We start from the raw sequence: 18,915 nt of genomic DNA, 5'->3' as shown, positions 1-18,915 counted from the left end.
ACGACGCGGCGGCGGAACCATCCGAGGGTCGGTAGGGTCGGGCGCATGACCAACACCGACGCCGCCCCCGTCTCCACCGACGATCTGACGACGGCGCTGAAGGAGGTTCTCGACGGTCGCTGGTCGGCCACCCGCGACGTCGTCCGCGGCCACATCGAGGACGAGTCGCTGGTCCCCCGATCGGGTGTCGCCCTGGACGACTACCGCGCCGACATGCTGGAGCAGATGCGGGCGATGGTGCCGCTCGGGTTCCCCGCGGACGGTTTCCGACCCGAGCACGGCGGAACCGGCGACGTCGGCGCCGCGGTCACCGCGATCGAGACGCTCGGATACGGCGACCTGTCGTTGATGGTCAAGGCCGGCGTCCAGTGGGGACTGTTCGGCGGGGCGGTGGAGAACCTCGGCACCGAGCGTCATCACGACAAGTACGTGCGGGGGCTCATCGACCTCGACGTCGTCGGCTGCTTCGCGATGACCGAGACCGGACACGGCTCCAATGTGCAGGCGTTGGAGACCACCGCGACCTACGACGCGGCGACCGGCGAGTTCGTCATCGACTCCCCCACGCCGGGCGCCCGCAAGGACTACATCGGCGGAGCCGCGGCGCATGCGCACTATGCCGCGGTGTTCGCCCAGCTCGTCACCGCTGGCCCGGGCGAGGAGCCGACGAGCCGCGGCGTGCACTGCTTCGTGGTGCCGATCCGCGACGCCGACGGCGCCGATCTGCCCGGTGTGACCACGTCCGACTGCGGATACAAGGGCGGGCTTCCGGGCGTCGACAACGGCCGGATCGTGTTCGACGAGGTCCGCATCCCGCGCGGGGACCTGTTGAACAGGTACGCGGACGTCGCCGCCGACGGCACCTACTCGAGTCCCATCGAGTCCGACAACCGTCGGTTCTTCACGATGCTCGGAACGTTGATCCGCGGTCGCGTGACGGTCGGCGCGGCGGCGGGCGCGACGGGCCGCCTCGGCCTTGCGCTCGCCGTGAAGTACGCGCTCGTCCGACGCCAGTTCTCCGCCCCGGGCGCGGACGACGAGCTGGTCCTCCTCGACTACCGGACCCACCAGCGTCGTCTGCTCCCGCTGGTCGCGCGGGCCTACGCGTTCGCCCTCGCCCAGAACGAGGTGATCGCCGAACTGCACGAACTGCAGACCGCCGATCCGGCGGACGTCGACCCGGACGCGATCCGCAAGCTGGAGGTGAAGGCCGCCGCGATCAAGGCCGGTCACACCGCGCTCGCGTCGCGCGCGATCAGCGAGGCTCGCGAGGCGTGCGGCGGCGCGGGTTACCTCGACGAGAACCGGCTGTCACGCCTGCGCGGCGACATCGACGTGTTCACCACCTTCGAGGGCGACAACCTGATCCTCCGCCAGCTCGTCGCGAAGCAGCTGCTCACCGCGTACGCCGACGATGTGAGCGACCTCGACGCCGTCGGCTGGATCCGTTTCGTCGCGTCGACGGTCCGCGACGTGGCCTTGGAGAAGACCGCCGCGCGCCAGGTGGTCCAGACGCTGCTCGACGACTCGGACGAGGACCCCGAGAACAGCGACCTGACGCACCCCGGGACCCAGTTGCGCCTGGTCAGGAACCGGGAGGATCACCTGCTGCGGACGGCCGCCAACAGGATGCGCCGCGCGCAGGACCCGGACGAGGACGCCAAGGAGGTCTTCACCGCCACACAGGATCACCTGATCAAGGTCGGCGACGCGCACATCGAGCGGATCGTGCTGGAGATCATGGTCGACGTCATCGGCAAGGTCTCGGATACGAAGACGCGGACCCTGCTGAAGCGGGTCCGCGATCTCTTCGTCTATTCACTTCTGGAGGACGATCTCGGCTGGTTCCTGATGCACCGGCACGTGAGCGTGGAACGCGCCAAGGCCATCCGGCGCGGCGTGAACGAACTCTGCGGGACTCTCCGGCCCCACGCCGCCGAACTCGTCGACGCGTTCGGTGTCCCAGCCGTCGCCCTCGGCGTCCCGATGATCCGGCACGCCTGACCCGGCTCCTCGAGCCGTTCCCGGATCCTCGAGCCGTTCCGGATCCTCGAGCGCAGTCGAGAGGGTCAGAGCTCTTCGATGTCGATGATGTCGTCCTGGATCGCGCGGGCGACGAGGGCTGCCTTGGTGGACGCGGGGCGGCCGATCTCGGCGTACTTGGCGCGGATGCGGGTGAGGTGCGTGTTGACGGTGCCGAGCGAGATGTGGAGCTCCTGGCCGCAGGCGGGCTTGGAGTCGACCATCAACCAGGTGCGCAGGACCTCGACCTCACGGTCGGTCAGCGCCGGGCGGGGCAGTTCGGGTGCGACCGGCTCGACGGGCGCGAGCGTCGGCATGCGACGAGCGGCCGCGGCCTCGACGTATCCCCGGCGTGCGGCCGAGCCTTCAACGTAGACCGGGCGGCCGGGAAGCGGCATCACGCGGGCCGAGAGTCGGGCGAGGGCGTCCCGGCGACGCTGCTCCGCCGTCGCCGAGCGGGCGGGCGCCGAGACGGATGCGAAGGTGTTCGCGGTGCGGATCGTGGTGACGGTCATGGTGTTGTCCCTTCCTCGGCGCCGGCGGCGAGGAGTTCGCCCGGGCTGTTGAGAAGAACGTTATGGGTGTGATCCACAGAACGCGATGGGGAGAACTACCCATGCCATCACAGCAGGTCAGATGATGTTTTTCGCCGACTCCCCCATCGACTACCCACCACCCACGGCATTCGCGTCCCCTCCCGACCCCCGAGCGTGCGCGACCACTTCCTTGCCCCGGTGGTTGAGCCGACCAGGAGCGATAGCGCAGGGCCGTGTCGACACCGGGCGCGGTCGCGGGAAGGCTAACCGCCTGCGACGTTGCGGGCGTGCTCGGCGTCGAGCATCGGCAGATCGTCGCGGGACACCAGTCCCGTCGACAGCGCGAACTCGACGAGCTTGAGCCTGCGGTTGGACGCTAGCTTGCCGCCGCCCGCACGCATCCCGGCGACGCCGATCAGGTCGAGCTTGTCGCAGACGTTGTCGAGCTTCCGGTTGAACTTGGTCAGCGACCAGCCCAGGCGTGCGGCCGCCTGCGCGGAACTGGGCAACGCGCTGACGCCGGTGCCGTCACGGCGCAGGATCGCCTCCGCGAGGACCAGGACGGCCAGTTTCTGGCTCTCGGTGAAGTTGGGGACCCCGCGCGTGGTGTCGCCGTTGCCCGGCGACGTGGTCGGCGGCAGGGACGGCGCGGGTGTGCCGGCCTGGACCTGCACCTCATAGGTGGTGGGTCCGGCGCTGAACACCACACTGGTGCGGCCGAAGACGAGCGGCATGCGTGCACCGGGGCCGAGCATGGCGGTGAAACCGAGGTCGGCCGCGGTGACCGTCGCCGTCAGGTGGGTGCCCAGATTGGTGAGCCACCACATGCCGTTCTCGTCGTGCAGCAGCAGGAAGCGCCGGTGCAGGTACGGGTTGTCGTCGACGGTCAGCGTCGCTTCGCGTCCGATGTAGAACGGCTGTCCGGGCACCACCGGGAACCGTTCACCGCAGAATTCGACGAACGTCGCGTTGTTGCCCCCGTGGCCTGCGTTCGTCGGTCCGGCGAAGGTCACCGGGACACGGTCACCGCGACCACGGTGACGTTGTCGTGCGCGCCCTTCTCCAGGGCGGCTTCGACCAGGGCAGCGGCCGCGAGCTCGACGTCGCCGTCGGCCCCGGTCACGATCGACGCGATCTCGGCGTCCTCCAACTCGCCGTCCAGGCCGTCCGAGCACATCAGCACGATGTCGCCCGGCACGGCCGCGAACGCGAAGTAGTCGGCGAGGGGTTCGGTCATGCCAGCGCCGAGCGCGCGCGTGATCACATTGCGCCGCGAGTCGACCCGAGCCTGCTCGGGGGTCAGGTAACCGGCGGTGACGAGCTCCTGGACCTGCGAATGGTCGACGCTGACCTGCGTCAGCTCCGACTGCGAGTACAGGTAGGTGCGGGAGTCGCCGATGTTGAACGCGACCCACGCCGGGCCGTCGTCGCCCTCGGCGAGGATGACGCCGGTCGTCGTCGTTCCCGCTCGACGTCCGGTGTCGGAGCCGAACTCCCCGATCTTCTCCTGCGCGTCGGCGAGCAGTGACGCGATCGCCTTGCGGGTCTCGTCGAACGGTTCGCCGACGGGCGCCTCGTTGAGGGTGACGAGGGCGGCCTCACTGGCGAGCTCGCCGCTGTCGTGACCGCCCATGCCGTCCGCCACCAGATAGCGGCCGGGCTGGGCGAGCGCGGCGTCCTCATTGGCCTCGCGGACACGGCCGACGTGGCACACCACCGACCAGTCGATCGTCAGGTCGCCGACCGTGTCCCGACCGGTCTGCGCCTCGTCACGCAGGATGACGGAGTCGTCCATGCTCACCTCTCTCCGGGCCCCGATGTCACGGGACGTGTGCGATGCACACCGGCGAACCTGTGCGCACCCTTAAGAGACTAGTCGAGGAGTGCCGCGCGACGTCGGTCAGTGGTTGTACGTGTTGCGCCGGGCCGCGCCCCGAAACGAGACGAGCGGCCCCGCATCACGCGGGGCCGCTCGGCACGGTGTGGACGCCTGCGATCACCAACCGCGCTCGGCGAGTCGGTGAGGCTGCGGGATGTCGTCGACGTTGATGCCGACCATCGCCTCGCCGAGACCGCGCGAGACGTTGGCGAGGACGTCGGGGTCGTCGTGGAAGGTGGTGGCCTTCACGATGGCCGCCGCGCGCTCGGCGGGGTTGCCCGACTTGAAGATGCCGGAGCCGACGAACACGCCCTCGGCGCCGAGCTGCATCATCATCGCCGCGTCGGCCGGGGTCGCGATGCCGCCCGCGGTGAACAGGGTGACGGGCAGCTTGCCCGCCTTGGCGACCTCGACGACCAGGTCGTACGGCGCCTGCAGCTCCTTGGCCGCCACGTACAGCTCGTCCTCGGGCAGCGAGGTGAGGCGGCGGATCTCCTGGCGGATCTTGCGCATGTGCGTGGTGGCGTTCGAGACGTCGCCGGTGCCAGCCTCACCCTTCGACCGGATCATCGCCGCGCCCTCGTTGATGCGACGCAGCGCCTCGCCGAGGTTGGTCGCGCCGCAGACGAAGGGCACGGTGAACGCGAACTTGTCGATGTGGTTGTCGTAGTCGGCGGGAGTCAGGACCTCTGACTCGTCGATGTAGTCGACGCCGAGGCTCTGCAGGATCTGCGCCTCGACGAAGTGGCCGATGCGGGCCTTCGCCATGACGGGGATGGAGACGGCCTCGATGATGCCGTCGATCATGTCGGGGTCGCTCATCCGCGACACGCCGCCCTGGGCGCGGATGTCGGCGGGAACGCGTTCGAGCGCCATGACGGCGACGGCGCCCGCGTCCTCGGCGATCTTCGCCTGCTCGGGCGTGACCACGTCCATGATCACGCCGCCCTTCAGCATCTCCGCCATGCCGCGCTTGACGCGAGCCGTACCGGTTGCCGTGGCGTTCTGAGGATCGGTGGTCACGTGCGGTGCTCCTGAAGTGTGGGGTGCAAAAGACCCCACAAGTAAACCCGATGCCCCCGGCCTCGCCCAACGGCGGGTCAGGCAGGTGTGACGCGTTCGGCGATCTCGAAGTAGTCCGGACGCGGCGTCGACGGGCCGAGCCGCAGCCAGCGGACCATGCGCCTGCCGCGCAACGCCCTGGCGTCGCGGACCGCGTCGTTGTAGAAGCGGCGAGCGATCGTCACCCTGGTCTGCGCGTCGACGAGGTCGTCACGGCACGGACCGGCGTCGACCTGCGCGATCGCCGCGGACAGCACGTTCTCGTCGCGTTCTCGGTCCGCGAGTCCCGCGGACCGGACGACGGTCGCGGTGATCCGAACGGCGTGCGCACGCTGCTCGTCGGCGACGATGTCGGCGAGATCGGAGGCGATCGCGGCCCGCCGGTCGAGCGCGTGGACGAGGGCTCCGCGGGCCAGCTCCACCCGGACGTCGAGACGCCGGAGACGGGACGCGCGCGTCGACGACAGGATCGCGAACCAGATAAGACCCACGATGAGCAGAACTCCGGCCGCGACACCGACGCCGGTCAGCAGCGTCGCGACCGTGAGGTCGCCGACGACGGTGGTGTGATCCATCATCTCCTCAATCCGACACGACGACGGGGCCCGCACCGTGGGTCACCGTGTCGTACACGCGTTGGATCTGATCGGCGACGCGCGACCAGTCGTACATGTCGGCGCGTGCTCTGGCCCGGTCGACGTAGCCCGCGCGCAACTCGTCGTCGCGCAGGAGCGCGTTCACCTGGTCGGCGAGCGCCGTCGGCGACCCCGTCGACACCAGGCAGCCGGCCGAGCCTCCGTCGAGAACGCGATAGAAGGCGACGAGATCACTGGCGACGACGGCCGCGCCCGCCGCCATCGCCTCGACGAGGACGATGCCGAAGCTCTCGCCGCCCAGGTTCGGCGCCACATACACGTCGGCGCTGCGCAGAGCCCTCGCCTTGGTCTCGTCGTCGACCATGCCGAGGAACGTGAGGTGCTTCGCGAGTTCCCCCGCCCGTTTCACCAGCGCCTTCTCGTTGCCTCCTCCGACGACGAGGACGGTGACGTCGGGGAACTCCGCGACGATCGTCGGCAGCGCGCGCATCAGGATGTCGATGCCCTTGCGCGGCTCGTCGTAGCGGCCGAGGAACATCACGGTCCTGCCCGCACGGGGATACCCGTCGAGCGGCTCGACCCGAGCGAACGACGCGACGTCGACCCCGTTGGGGATCTCGATCGCGTCGTTGCCGAGCGACTCCATCTGCCATCGGCGAGCCAGCTCGGAGACGGCGATCTTGCCGCGGATCCGCTCCCGGAACTGACGGAGCATGGAGTCGAAGACCGTCAGCCACACCGACTTCGTCGTCGCGGTGTGGAAGGTCGTGACGATCGGCCCGGTCGCGACCATCAGCGACAGCATCGACAGGCTCGGCGCGTTCGGCTCGTGGACGTGCAGGACGTCGAACTCGTTCACCGCGATCCAGCGTCGGAGGATCTGCATCGCCTTGGGCGAGAACGACACCCGCGACACGGAGCCGTTGTAGGGGATGCCGAGGGCCGGTCCGGCCGAGTCGACGTACGACGGCAGTTCGACGTCGGGGCCCGCGGGCGCGAGCACCCGCACGTCGTGACCGCGACCGATGAACACCTCGGCCAGTTCGACGACGTGCGCCTGCACGCCGCCCGGGACGTCGAACGAGTACGGGCAGATCATGCCGATCTTCACGGCTGCGGGTCCAGACCGAGCCGTTCGCGCCGTGCCCGCGACCAGTCGGCCTCCCACAGCGGCTGCAGCATGTGCCAGTCGGCCGGTGCGGTCGCGATGTCGCGCGTGAACGCGTCGGCCAGGCGCTGCGCCGTCGCCTGCACGCCGCCCTCGGTGTCGATGACGGTGCCGCAGCGGATGCGCGACGTGGTCGGCCCCGTGTAGCTGTGGTGCACGGCCAGCAGGGTGGCCCCGGTCTCGATGGCGAGCTTCGCCGAGCCTGCGGGGATGCGGGTGCGCTCACCGAACAGGGTCACCGGGACTCCGTGCGCGGTGAGGTCGCGGTCGGCCATCAGGCACACCACGCCACCCGCGCGGAGACGGTCGGCGAGGATCGGGAACGGCGGCTGCTGCCCGCCGGTCAACGGGAACACCTCGAAGCCGAGCGTCTCCCGGTACGCGACGAACTGATCGAACAACGACTCCGGCTCCAGGCGCTCGGCGACAGTCGAGAACTGGCCGTAGTGGTCGACGAGCCACACACCGCAGACGTCCCAGTTCCCCGAATGCGGCAGGGCCATGACGACGCCCCGGCCGGTGCCCAGCACTTCGTCGAGCACCTCGCGGTCATGATCGGACATCTCGACGCTCGCGACGATGTCGGCCGGGTCCGTGGTGGGCAGCCGGAACGCCTCCCGCCAGTACCGCGCGTACGAACGCATCGACTCCTCGATCAGCGAATCGGGCACCTCGGCGGGCGTGGTGCCGATGACGCGGGCGAGGTTCTTGCGGAGTTGCTCCGGTCCACCGTTCCGGCGACCCGCGAGGGTGCCGCCCGCGTCGAACAGCGTGCGGGCCACCGACTCCGGCGCGTACTTCACCGCGGCCCACCCCGCTCGGTAGCCGAGGTCGGCTGCCATCGCGCTCAACGAGTTCAGCATCGACTCACCCCTCGTCTGCGGGTTCGTCGGACGCGGCTTCGTCCGACACCGGGGCCGACGGGATCAGGTCCCGCGCGCCGGGCGAGCAGTAGATCGACCACATGCGCTGGCCGACGGTGATGACGCTGGCGACCGCGAGAACCCACATCGCGACGTGAATCGCCCACGTCCAGTGCAGACCCGGCATGTCGGTGAATCCGGCGCCGACGAGCACTATGATCAGGCGGTCCGGACGCTCGATGAGGCCGCCGTCGCCGTTGAGCCCGGCGGCCTCGGCGCGCGCCTTCGCGTACGAGATGACCTGCGAGGTCACCAGGCAGATCAGCGTCGCGATCAGCAGCAGGCGGTGCGGCTGATGGACGGCCGCCCACCAGGCGAGGCCGCTGAAGATCGCGCCGTCGGCGATGCGGTCGCATGTCGCGTCGAGGACCGACCCGAACCGGGTCCCTCCCCCACGCGCGCGGGCCATCGCGCCGTCGAGCATGTCGAACATGACGAACGCCCACGTCACGAGGGCGCCCGCGAAGAGGTGGCCCTGCGAGAACAGGGCGATCGAGGCTCCGACGGTGACGACGGTGCCTGCGATCGTCATGATGTCCGGCGTGAGACCGGTCTTGATGAGCGCGCGGCCGATCGGCAGCGTCACCTTCGACACCGACGCTCGACCCAGGATGCTAAGCACTGGCCGGTCCCCCGAGTTCGGTCCATTTCGCCGCGAGCAGGTCGCGCGTGTCCGCGAGCAGTTGCGGCATCACCTTGGTGTCGCCGACGACGGTGATGAAGTTGGCGTCGCCCGCCCAGCGCGGGACGACGTGCTGGTGCAGATGCTCCGAGAGCGACCCGCCTGCCGCCGACCCCAGGTTGAGACCGACGTTGAACGCGTCCGGGTTCGACACCGACTTGATCGTCACGATCATGTGCTGCGTGAACGCCATCAGCTCGCGCGACTCGTCGACCGTGAGGTCTTCGAGCGCCGCGACCTGCCGGTACGGCACGACCATCGAGTGTCCGGGGTTGTACGGGTACAGGTTGAGCACCGCGTACACGGTCTCGCCGCGAGCGACGATCAGGCCGTCCTCGTCGGTCATCCGCGGGATGTCGAGGAACGGGTGACCGGTCAGTTCACCGCCGTCCGAGGCGCGCTTGGGCGCCTCGGCGGTGATGTAGCTCATCCGGTGCGGCGTCCACAACCGTTCCAGCCCGCCGCCCATCGCGCTGTCCGGCGAGGTCATCGACGCTTCCGGACGAACTCGAGGAGTTCGGTCATCGTCTCGGCGGTCGGCGAGTCGTTGCGGCGCGACTCCTCCCACTCGTCGATGGCGACGACCGCGTCGTCGACCGGCACACCGTTCACCTGGGTGCCGTCGCGGAAGCGGAAGCTGATCGCTCCCGCTTCGACATCGCGTTCGCCTGCGAGCAGCATGAACGGGACCTTGGCGGTGGTGTGGTTGCGGATCTTCTTCTGCATGCGGTCGTCGGACAGGTCGACCTCGGCGCGCACGCGGCGGGCCTTCAGTCGCTTGACGACGCCCTGCAGGTGCGGAGCGAACGCCTCGGCGACCGGGATGCCCATCACCTGGACGGGCGACAGCCAGACCGGGAACGCGCCCGCGTAGTGCTCGGTGAGGACGCCGAAGAACCGTTCGATGGAGCCGAACAGCGCCCGGTGGATCATGACCGGCCGCTTCTTCGTTCCGTCGTTGGCGGTGTACTCCAGCTCAAAACGCTCCGGCAGGTTGAAGTCGAGCTGGATCGTCGACATCTGCCAGGTGCGACCGAGCGCGTCGCGCGCCTGCACGGAGATCTTCGGACCGTAGAACGCCGCACCCTCCGGATCGGGGACGAGTTCGAGCCCGGACGCCTCGCCGACCTGGCGCAGCGTCTCGGTGGCCTCGTCCCACACCTCGTCGGTTCCGACGAACTTCTTCGGGTCCTTCGTCGACAGCTCGAGGTAGAAGTCGTCGAGACCGTAGTCCTTGAGCAGCTGCAGCACGAAGTTGAGCGTCGTGGTCAGTTCCTCGACGATCTGCTCCTGCGTGCAGAAGATGTGGGCGTCGTCCTGCGTGAAGCCGCGGGCGCGCGTCAGGCCGTGGATGACGCCGGACTTCTCGTAGCGGTACACCGATCCGAACTCGAACAGGCGCAGAGGGAGTTCCCGGTAGCTGCGTCCGCGCGAGCGGTAGATCAGGTTGTGCATCGGGCAGTTCATCGGCTTGACGTAGTAGTCCTGGCCCGGCTTGCGGACGGTCCCGTCCTCGTTGTGCTCGGCGTCGAGCTGCATCGGGGGGAACATGCCGTCTGCGTACCAGTCGAGGTGACCGGACACCTCGAACAGGTTGCTCTTGGTGACGTGCGGCGTGTTGACGAACTCGTAGCCCGCGGCGGCGTGCTGCTCGCGCGAGTAGTCCTCCATCTCGCGGCGGATGATGCCGCCCTTCGGGTGGAAGACGGGCAGGCCCGAGCCGAGCTCGTCGGGGAAGCTGAACAGGTCCAGTTCGCTGCCGAGCCGGCGGTGGTCGCGCTTCTCGGCCTCGGCGAGCCGGTCGAGATAGGCGTCCATCGCCTCGGTCGACTCCCACGCCGTGCCGTACACGCGCTGCAGGTCGGCCAGGCTCTGATCGCCGCGCCAGTAGGCCGCGGAGCTGCGGGTGAGCGTGAACGCGGCGATGTACTTGGTGGTCGGCACGTGCGGGCCGCGGCACAGGTCGCCCCACACCTTCTCACCGGTACGCGGGTTCAGGTTGTCGTAGGCGGTCAGTTCGCCGCCGCCGACCTCCATCACCTCGGCGTCGTCGGCCGCGCCCTTGTCGTCGATCAGCTCCAGCTTGAACGGCTCGTCGGCGAGCTCGGCGCGCGCCTGATCCTTCGACTCGTAGACGCGACGCGAGAACCTCTGACCCGACTTGATGATCTTCTTCATCTGCTTCTCGAGGGCCTTGAGGTCCTCGGGGGTGAACGGGTCGTCCACCTGGAAGTCGTAGTAGAAGCCGTCGGTGACGGGCGGGCCGATCCCGAGGTTGGCCTTCGGGTTCAGGTCCTGCACCGCCTGCGCGAGGACGTGCGCGCACGAGTGGCGGATGACGGCGCGTCCGTCCTCCGAATCGGCGGTGACCGGCTCGACGAGCGTGTCGGCGGACGGCGCCCACGACAGGTCGCGGAGCGTTCCGTCGGCCTCGCGGACGACGACGACCGCCTGCGGGCCCTTGTTGGGCAGTTCGACGCCGTCGGGGAGGTCCGCGTCTCGCATCGCTGCGCCCGCGGTAGTGCCCGCCGGAACCCGCACGATCTCGGGCAGACGAACTCGTTCAGCGGACGCGACGTTGTCGGACACGGGGTGACTCCTCGATTCTCAGCAGTGTCAGGCCTCGTCGGACCCGACGAGGCGCTGCGCTGATCGTATCGGTTCGCCGCGGCGCGTCCACCACAGCGTGACCGCGATGGTGCCCAACAACACGATCAGGTAGGCGCCGCTTCCGATCAGTTGGAACGGCACCTGCCATGCGGGGCCGTGGACCGAGCCGAATCCGCGGAAGGCTCCGAACGCCATGCCGCGGAACCGCTCGGTGGGGTGACCGAGCACGGGGAGGTCCATCGCCTGCCAGTACGTGAAGGTCAGCGTGACGATCGCCGCGGGCGCGAGCCACCAGAGCCACGTCCGCCAGTCGTCGCGCCGCGTCGCCATGGTCGCGTGCACCAGTGCGGTGATCAGCAGCGGCAGCACCCACACCCAGTGGTGGCCCCACGAGAACGGCGAGACGCCGCACGACGTCATGCCGGTGATCGACACGGCGAGCAGGACCGCACCCCGGCGGTACGCGCGGTAGGCGGCCCACAGTCCGAGGAGTCCGACGACGGCGCCGACCGGCAGCCACAGCCAGGACGGCGGGTGCACGAGCTGCATGGTCCCGAGTCGGACGAAGAAGCCGTTGAACGACTGGTTGGCGACGGCGTCGAGCGCCCCGATGCGCGAGGTGTCGCGCATGGTGTGGGTCCAGAAGTTCACGGCCTCGCGGCCGAGGACCGCGATGCCGATCACGATGGTCGCCACGAACGTGCCGACGGCGACCGCCGCGGCGCGGTACTTCTTCAGCGTGATCAGATGGGCGACGAAGAAGATCGGCGTCAGTTTGATGCCTGCGGCGAGTCCGACGCCGACGCCCTGGAACCGATGATTGCGCAGCGCGATGTCCGCCACCACCAGCACCGCGAGCACCAGATTGATCTGGCCGTTCCACAGCGTGGTGTGCACCGGTTCGAGGCAGGTGGCGAAGACTGCTACCAACAGCGTCATCGCGACGAACCGGCGGTCGAAGCGGAAGCGGAGGACACGCAACGACATCGCGACCAGCAGCAGGAGACTAACGACGCTGACCACGTTCCACATCAGCAGTGCGTGAGACGGACTGATCCATGCGAGCGGAACCATGACGAGCGCGGCGAACGGCGTGTAGGTGAACTGCCACACCTTGAAGACCGGCTTGTCGTAGAGCGGGAGGTCGTCCCAGACCGCCACCGCCCCGCCCCGGTAGACGTGTGTGTCGATGCCCATGTTGAAGAGCCCGTAGACGGGATCCGTGATCGGAACCACCCAAATGTGCCAACACACGACCAGAATCGCGCCAACTCCGGCGATCACAAGCATGGAGGTAGTCACCGACCGTGTCGGCACAGGTCTGTTCACTCCGAAATAGTACGTCCGTCGCCGTCGACCGCCCATGTACGACGCGTCCGTGTCCGCGTCCAGCACCCGAATGATCGATTTGCCGAGGATTCATTAGTGACCTGCACCTCTCCGGCGCTACGCTTCCTGCAACACCGACCACCGACAGACGCCCGTCGACCCCGAACTCGGCCGGCGACTCAGTATTAGGAAGCCGCCCCGTGAAGCCCTCCCTCCGCACAGCCGTCACGGCTGCCGTCACGACCGCTCTGGTCGCGGCCGGACTGTCGACTCCCTCCCCCGCCACGGCGGCCCCGAAAGCGGCCATCGTGGCGAAGTACGACTACACCGCCCAGGTGTCCGACGTCGTCGTCCACTCACCGTCGATGAACCGCGACATCCCGGTGACCGTCCTCTCGCCGAAGAACAAGACGAAGCCCGCGGGCGTCCTCTACCTCCTCAACGGGGCGGGCGGCGGTGAGGACGCGGCCAACTGGCTGAACAAGTCGGACGTCGTGAAGTTCTTCGCGAAGAAGAACGTCTACGTCGTCATCCCGATGAAGGGCGCGTTCTCGTACTACACGGACTGGGTGCGCCGCGATCCGGTGCTCGGCGTCAACAAGTGGTCGACATTCCTCGGCAAGGAACTGCCGGGCGTCATCAACAAGGCGTACAAGACCAACGGCAAGAACGCGATCGCGGGCATCTCGTCGTCGGCGACGTCCGTGCTGAACCTGGCGATCCAGCACAAGGGCCTCTATAAGGCGGTGTCCGCGTACAGCGGCTGCGCGAGCACGTCGTCGGAGATGGGCAAGGCGTACATCAAGCTCGTCGTCGAGACCCGCGGAGGCGCCAAGGTCTCGAACATGTGGGGTCCGACGAACGGACCGGGCTGGATCAAGAACGATCCCGTCGCGCACGCCGCGGGCCTCCGCGGGCTGGCGGTGTACTTGAGCGCGGCGACCGGTCTGCCCGGCCAGTACGACAGCACCCGGTACGTCCCCAAGCCCGCGGTCCTCGCCGATCAGATCATCCTCGGCGGCGGCATCGAGGCGGCCACCCGCATCTGCACCGAGGACCTCGCGAACAAGCTCGCCTCGCTGCGCATCCCGGCGACCGTCGACCGTCCGGCCACCGGCACCCACTCGTGGCGCTACTGGCAGGACCAGCTCCACAAGTCGTGGCCCCAGATGGCTCGCAAGATCGGCGCCTGAGCCGCCTGTGACACCCGAACGCCGGATCCCTCGCGGGGTCCGGCGTTCGAGTCTGCGGGGTACCAGCAGATGGGACGTTCCGGCAGCTCCATCGGCCGACCAAAGCAAGCAAGCGTCGGAGCGAGCGTCAGCAGCCGTTGGGCATTGGACCGATGTTGAACTTGAACACGTTGGTATCGATGCCGGATATATCGCGAACGACCACCGTGTCGAGCGCTGGAACCTCCGAACACGTCATCTTCATGGTCCACGACCCCGTCTTCTTCTTCGCGGATTCGCTCATCAACTCCTGAACATGCACGCGAACCGTGTCGTCGCCCATCGTGTCGATAGAGGTGATTCCCCATCCGGGGCTCGTCGGACGCAATTCAGTGAACGAGGTGACGCCGTTGGCGTTCAGCAGCGCGGCCTCGACCTCGGCTCCGAGATCTGACGCGCTGGTCTCCACCGGCGGTTCGCCTAGCTCCGCAGTTGTGTCCGTAGCAGGTGCCGCCTTGTCGTCGTCACCACTGTTGCACGCGGCCATGATCCCGAACAGGACAACCACGACCACGGCAACAGCGGCCATGACCTTGTATGTCTGCTTCTTCTCCTCCGGGCTCTTAGCCTCCCAAGCAGCCTGAGCGGCTTGTTGTTTCGCCTGCTTCTCGGCCTTCTTGGCCTGCTCGGCATCGAACTTCGCCTGCGCGGCCTGCTGCGCCTGCAGGTTCTTCAGCGCCTTGCGCTCGCGTCGACTCATGATCTCATTCCCCTATGTCTCGTTTAGGCGAATATATCCATTGACGCTGCGGCCCGACGCTGTCGGTCGAACGTATGGCCCCGGCATCCATCAACCCCTGCGGTGGCGTCCCCCTGGGGCCGGACAACGACCGCCAGACCGCGTACCGCATCCTTGACACGGCCACAGATAGCAGAGAACCCCCTGCTACCAGGGGGTTCTCAGTTGTGGTCCCGGCTGGGATCGAACCAGCGACCACTACCGAGGTAGAATCACATTTACGCAGGTAATAACCTTGTAGAGTCGTCTGGACTCGTCACGAATCGTCATAATCTGCCATCCTGGGTACCCACCACGTACCCAAACTAGAGGGGACCAACTATGGCCGAGAGCTTCGGAATGATCGACCGCCGCCCGAATGGCCGCTACCGCGCCCGTTTCACCGAGCCCGATCCGCACGGCACCAGCGGGAAGACGGCGGCGGAAAGACGGATCACCGCACCGGCGACGTTCGCGACGAAGAGTGAAGCTCGAACCTGGCTCGCCACCCAGCAAGCCGCTTTGGCGGCCGGAACGTGGGTACACCCCGATGTCGCAGCGCGGCAGGCCGCCGAGGACGCCGCCGCTGCCGCAGCCCAGGCCACGCCGTTCGGCACCTATGCCGCCCGCTGGATCGAGACGCGGACGAACAGCCGAGGTGAGCCGCTGCGACCCCGGACACGCAAAGAGTACGAACGAATGCTCGATACCGGTCCCCTTGCCTTCTGGTCCGAACACCCGTTGAACGCGATTACGCCCGAGATGGTGCGCGATTGGCGCTCTGACCTGCTGAACGGCGGGAAGCTGACCCAAACTGCACGCGCCTACGACCTCATGAAATCGATCATGAAGACGGCCGTCGAGGACGAGCTACTGAGCGCAAACCCCTGCCGCGTGAAAGGCGGATCGATTACTTCCACCGGCCGGAAGGTGCGTCCGCCCACCGACGCCGAACTCGATTCCCTCATCACGCACATCGAGGACCGCTACAAAGCCCTGGTAGTCATCGCCGCTGCGGGCGGCCTTCGGTACGGCGAAGCCCTCGGCTTGACCAGCGATGACGTAGCCGTGGAACGCGACGACGACGGCGACGTCGATGCCGTCCGCGTCGTCGTCGAGAGGTCCGTCGTGGAGGGTTCCGGGCTCGCCCGCGTGGCCGGACCCACGAAAACCGCCGCTGGTCAACGTGTGATCGCGATATTCGGCGGCGATGCGGCGATCGTCGCCGCGCATGTCGAGGGGATGAAGCCAGGGGCGTTGTTGTGGACCGATACGCAGGGCAACTACGTGTCGCAATCGTCGGTGAACAACGCGTGGCGGAAGGCCAGGAAGGCCGCCGGATGCCCCGATGTCACGTTCCACTCGCTACGCCACTATGCGGGCACCCGGTACGCACAGTCGGGCGCGACCGTGGCCGAGACGATGGCGCGCCTCGGTCACAGCTCGGCGAAGGCCGCTATGAGGTATCAGCACAGCGGCTCCCGCGACGACGAGCTTGCGCGTCGCGCTGCGCGTCCGTAGACGATGCTGGTTGCGCTCCCTGGGCGGTGGTGCCGCGCTCCCGGGCCTTCGGCCCTCCCGCGCTTCACCAGCGCCCAGGGAGGTCGGGAGGGTGACCACGGTTGCGAGTGTGCAGCTGTCGACGTCGTGGAGACGATGGGTTGGGATGGTCCGTTGACAGCGGGCACCATAGCCACCCATCCCAGCACGTCGAAAGCCCCAACCTCTGCACCCGCGTGGCGCATCGCGAAGCGCGGGAGGGCCGAAGGCCCGGGAGCGCGGCGCGATAGCGCCCAGCAGCCCACTTCATCTACCCTGATCCCGTTGAGTACTTCTCTTCCATTCTTCCGCCGTCGCGGGCTTGGTGGCGCTCCGGTGTTGGACCTCCCGCCAGGGTGGTACTTCGTACACACCCTGGCGCGATGGTCCAATACCTCCGCGCAACATCGTATGCGCAGGTCAGAGCCAGTTTTCAATCGCGCCGTTTTTGGTCCGCGGCGCGATACAACGGCGCAATAGAAACCGCAGGTCAGAGCGTTTTTTAGGGCACCCTTACGGTCGAATAGAAACCGCAGGTCAACGGGGTGCCCCTACGGACCCATCGAACGGCGAACACCCCTGGAACCAGCGATGGTTCCAGGGGTGTTCTGTCTGTTGCCCTCGCGGGGCGGCCCATCGGCCGGCCGCAAGCGGCAGGCCGATGGATTCAACTACTTGTCGCCGTGTTGCCGTTCCTCACGGGTGCGCCCGTGGTTGCCCACCACCGTCGGCCCCGTGGCCGCGACGACGTTGGTCGTCGGTTCCGCCCCGTCGGCGGCACCTTCGATCGCTGCCGCGTGCATCAGCGCGACAGCTCTTTTCGCATTCGCCACTCGGCGGACTGCCACCGGCTCCACGCCGCCGGGTCCGCCTCGATGCCAGGACACGGACCCAGCTTCTCGACCACCGCCCGGTCCGTCTCCGTCGGCTCCTCCTGATCCCAGAACCGCTGTTCCCGCAGATTCCCCCACGACCTCCAGCGGCTGGGATCGGTCACCTTGTTCGGCCGAGGCCCCAACAGGTCGATGATCCACTCCGAGTCCACTTCGGCCGCTGGTTCGCTCGCCGATTCGCTCGGCGTCGTCGCCGAGGGGCACGCCGTCACGCTCGGCGGCGGCTGCTGCTCGGTCGGCTTCTGCGCGCGCTGCTGCTTCAAGCGCCTCAGCTTCTCGGCGGCGCTCAACGGCTTCTCGGTCATCTTCCTTCTCCTGTTCCTGTTCTGCCGACATCGCGGCGATCTGATCGGCCAGCCACAGCGAGCCGTACAGCGCGTCGCGGCCGTCGGCCTCGGTGTGGTGCGCCCGGTCGAGCTTCCCGGCGCTGCGCGCGATAGGCGTCGGCTTGCCGCCGCGCTTACCTGGTGCGGTCCGCACCGGTACGCCGTCGCTGTCGGTGACGGCGTACGACAGACCGCCTCGGGTGCCGCACCGCACCGACAACGCGGTGTCGTCGTTGATCGGCACCGAGACCGCCTCACCGGGTCCCGGCACCGCCGACAGGCGGCCGTCGATGATCGCCTCGCCGATGTGTGCGGCGAGGAACGAGTCGAGTTCCCTCGGCGTAATCGTGCTCGGCTCCATCGCGATCAACGCGTCGTGATCCGGTACGAGCAGGCCTCGCGCTGCCGCGACCCGCTCGACTTCCGACCGAGCGGATCGACCCGGCACAATCGGTTCGATGCCGTGTTCACGGAGCACTTGGTCGTTCACATCGCGCCATTCCTGGTGGTGCCAACCGGTACGACGAGCCTTGCCGGTTTGGACGATGTGATTCGGTACCGCGAGGTGAGCGTGCAACACCCCGTTGTCGCCCTGGAGCACGGCCAAGTGGGGCGTGTCGGGCACCACCCGGCGCAACGTCTCGGCGACGATCTCGCGGGCCTCGGCCACGTGCGCCGGGTTGCTCGGATTGAACCGCTTCGGGCTGAACGAGATCACTACGTCATCGCCGTGGTTCTTGCGCGTTGTCTGGCGCATGATCGCGTCCATCTCCACGGCGGCAGCGATCAATCCATCCGGCGTTTCCGGTCCCATGTCGTTGATGATCGACAGCACGCGAGCGGTACCGTCGCCGCCCTTCGGCGTGACCATGTACCGCACGTACGGAACCATCCGACCCGGCTCGATCTTCTGCGTGACGACGACCGCGCCGTCGATGCTCGACTCACTCATCGGCCCTCGCCCCCTCGCTCACCCGATCGACCACCCCGGCGATCTGCTCCATGAACTCGTCAACGAGCGCGGCAGCGTCGGGATCGCCCGAGTGAATCCGACGCGCAATCGGGTTCACGATGCCCCGGAGCTGGTTCAGTTCCTTACGCAACGCCACCCGCTCGGCCAGGGCCGCCTGCTCGGCCGCCGACGGCGGCAGCGGCACCGACGGCCGACGGCCGTCGGTAACCGCGTCCAGGGCGTCTATCGACGCCCGGACGGTCGCTGACCGGCCGAGACCCAGCCGCCGCCCGAGGGCGGCGAGCTGGTCGGCCTCGGCGTCCCCGAGCCTGAGCTCGAAACGCCGCGCTTTCGTGCTCACTGCAACCACCCCGCTACGCGGTGTCGAAACAGTGGGTGGTTGCAAGGGCACCAAAGCATTTGTACGTACAGGGCTTCGCCCTTCCCG

At 68.0% G+C, this 18,915-nt stretch carries 17 protein-coding genes; 3 read left to right on the top strand and 14 right to left on the bottom strand.

Annotation, left to right across the window (positions count from 1 at the left end):
* Positions 1 to 45 precede the first annotated feature (45 nt).
* Entirely contained in the window at positions 46 to 2,004 is a 1,959-nt protein-coding gene (locus GYB83_RS15540) for an acyl-CoA dehydrogenase family protein (RefSeq protein WP_161896321.1), read from the top strand.
* 65 nt (positions 2,005 to 2,069) lie between these two features.
* On the opposite strand, the gene GYB83_RS15535 is transcribed toward GYB83_RS15540, so the two are convergent.
* From GYB83_RS15535 to GYB83_RS15485, 11 genes are all read right to left on the bottom strand, one after another.
* Positions 2,070 to 2,537 carry a LuxR C-terminal-related transcriptional regulator gene (locus tag GYB83_RS15535; RefSeq protein ID WP_161896320.1) on the bottom strand — a complete coding sequence of 156 codons (468 nt, stop codon included), beginning with the start codon at positions 2,535 to 2,537 and terminating at the stop codon, positions 2,070 to 2,072.
* A 284-nt stretch (positions 2,538 to 2,821) separates the two neighbouring features.
* Complete coding sequence (locus tag GYB83_RS15530; RefSeq protein ID WP_161896319.1) at positions 2,822 to 3,571, bottom strand: hypothetical protein; 750 nt, start codon at positions 3,569 to 3,571, stop codon at positions 2,822 to 2,824.
* Positions 3,568 to 4,353: a PP2C family protein-serine/threonine phosphatase gene (locus GYB83_RS15525; protein ID WP_161896318.1), complete on the bottom strand. Its 786-nt coding sequence runs from the start codon at positions 4,351 to 4,353 to the stop codon at positions 3,568 to 3,570. Before GYB83_RS15525 ends, GYB83_RS15530 begins: the two co-directional genes overlap by 4 nt.
* Before the next feature lie 201 nt (positions 4,354 to 4,554).
* Complete coding sequence (gene pdxS, locus GYB83_RS15520) at positions 4,555 to 5,460, bottom strand: pyridoxal 5'-phosphate synthase lyase subunit PdxS (protein ID WP_161896317.1); 906 nt, start codon at positions 5,458 to 5,460, stop codon at positions 4,555 to 4,557.
* A gap of 77 nt (positions 5,461 to 5,537) precedes the next feature.
* Positions 5,538 to 6,077, bottom strand: a complete 540-nt coding sequence (locus GYB83_RS15515) for a LemA family protein (protein ID WP_308469636.1) — start codon at positions 6,075 to 6,077, stop codon at positions 5,538 to 5,540.
* Between the two features lie 4 nt (positions 6,078 to 6,081).
* Complete coding sequence (locus tag GYB83_RS15510; protein WP_161896316.1) at positions 6,082 to 7,206, bottom strand: glycosyltransferase family 4 protein; 1,125 nt, start codon at positions 7,204 to 7,206, stop codon at positions 6,082 to 6,084.
* On the bottom strand, positions 7,203 to 8,126 hold the full coding sequence (locus GYB83_RS15505; protein ID WP_161896315.1) for a phosphatidylinositol mannoside acyltransferase: 924 nt from the start codon (positions 8,124 to 8,126) through the stop codon (positions 7,203 to 7,205). Before GYB83_RS15505 ends, GYB83_RS15510 begins: the two co-directional genes overlap by 4 nt.
* Before the next feature lie 4 nt (positions 8,127 to 8,130).
* Positions 8,131 to 8,808, bottom strand: a complete 678-nt coding sequence (pgsA, locus tag GYB83_RS15500; protein WP_161896314.1) for a phosphatidylinositol phosphate synthase — start codon at positions 8,806 to 8,808, stop codon at positions 8,131 to 8,133.
* Complete coding sequence (locus GYB83_RS15495; protein ID WP_228461518.1) at positions 8,801 to 9,358, bottom strand: ATP adenylyltransferase; 558 nt, start codon at positions 9,356 to 9,358, stop codon at positions 8,801 to 8,803. Before GYB83_RS15495 ends, pgsA begins: the two co-directional genes overlap by 8 nt.
* Entirely contained in the window at positions 9,355 to 11,373 is a 2,019-nt protein-coding gene (gene thrS, locus GYB83_RS15490; protein WP_228461753.1) for a threonine--tRNA ligase, read from the bottom strand. The genes GYB83_RS15495 and thrS overlap by 4 nt, the downstream gene beginning before the upstream one ends.
* A gap of 111 nt (positions 11,374 to 11,484) precedes the next feature.
* Complete coding sequence (locus GYB83_RS15485) at positions 11,485 to 12,714, bottom strand: glycosyltransferase 87 family protein (RefSeq protein WP_228461516.1); 1,230 nt, start codon at positions 12,712 to 12,714, stop codon at positions 11,485 to 11,487.
* A 293-nt stretch (positions 12,715 to 13,007) separates the two neighbouring features.
* Here GYB83_RS15485 and GYB83_RS15480 point away from each other — a divergent pair, with 293 nt between their 5' ends.
* Complete coding sequence (locus GYB83_RS15480; protein WP_228461514.1) at positions 13,008 to 14,000, top strand: alpha/beta hydrolase; 993 nt, start codon at positions 13,008 to 13,010, stop codon at positions 13,998 to 14,000.
* Positions 14,001 to 14,127: 127 nt separating this feature from the next.
* On the opposite strand, the gene GYB83_RS15475 is transcribed toward GYB83_RS15480, so the two are convergent.
* Positions 14,128 to 14,739 (bottom strand): hypothetical protein, encoded by a 612-nt coding sequence (locus GYB83_RS15475; RefSeq protein WP_161896312.1) that lies wholly within the window; start codon positions 14,737 to 14,739, stop codon positions 14,128 to 14,130.
* Between the two features lie 360 nt (positions 14,740 to 15,099).
* Between GYB83_RS15475 and GYB83_RS15470 the strand changes: the two genes are divergently transcribed.
* Positions 15,100 to 16,278, top strand: coding sequence for a tyrosine-type recombinase/integrase (locus GYB83_RS15470; RefSeq protein ID WP_161896311.1), 1,179 nt, complete (start codon positions 15,100 to 15,102; stop codon positions 16,276 to 16,278).
* Positions 16,279 to 16,967: 689 nt separating this feature from the next.
* Here GYB83_RS15470 and GYB83_RS15465 read toward each other — a convergent pair.
* Positions 16,968 to 18,467, bottom strand: coding sequence for a relaxase/mobilization nuclease domain-containing protein (locus GYB83_RS15465; RefSeq protein WP_008378076.1), 1,500 nt, complete (start codon positions 18,465 to 18,467; stop codon positions 16,968 to 16,970).
* The gene (locus GYB83_RS15460; protein ID WP_008378078.1) at positions 18,460 to 18,828 is read right to left on the bottom strand and encodes a hypothetical protein; all 369 of its coding nucleotides are present in this window, start codon (positions 18,826 to 18,828) and stop codon (positions 18,460 to 18,462) included. Before GYB83_RS15460 ends, GYB83_RS15465 begins: the two co-directional genes overlap by 8 nt.
* Positions 18,829 to 18,915: the final 87 nt, after the last annotated feature.

It is taken from the genome of Gordonia spumicola (assembly GCF_009932475.1).
GTDB lineage: Bacteria > Actinomycetota > Actinomycetes > Mycobacteriales > Mycobacteriaceae > Gordonia > Gordonia spumicola.
The sequence above is the reverse complement of the archived record's forward strand: the minus strand, read 5'-3'. Positions and strand labels throughout refer to the sequence as shown.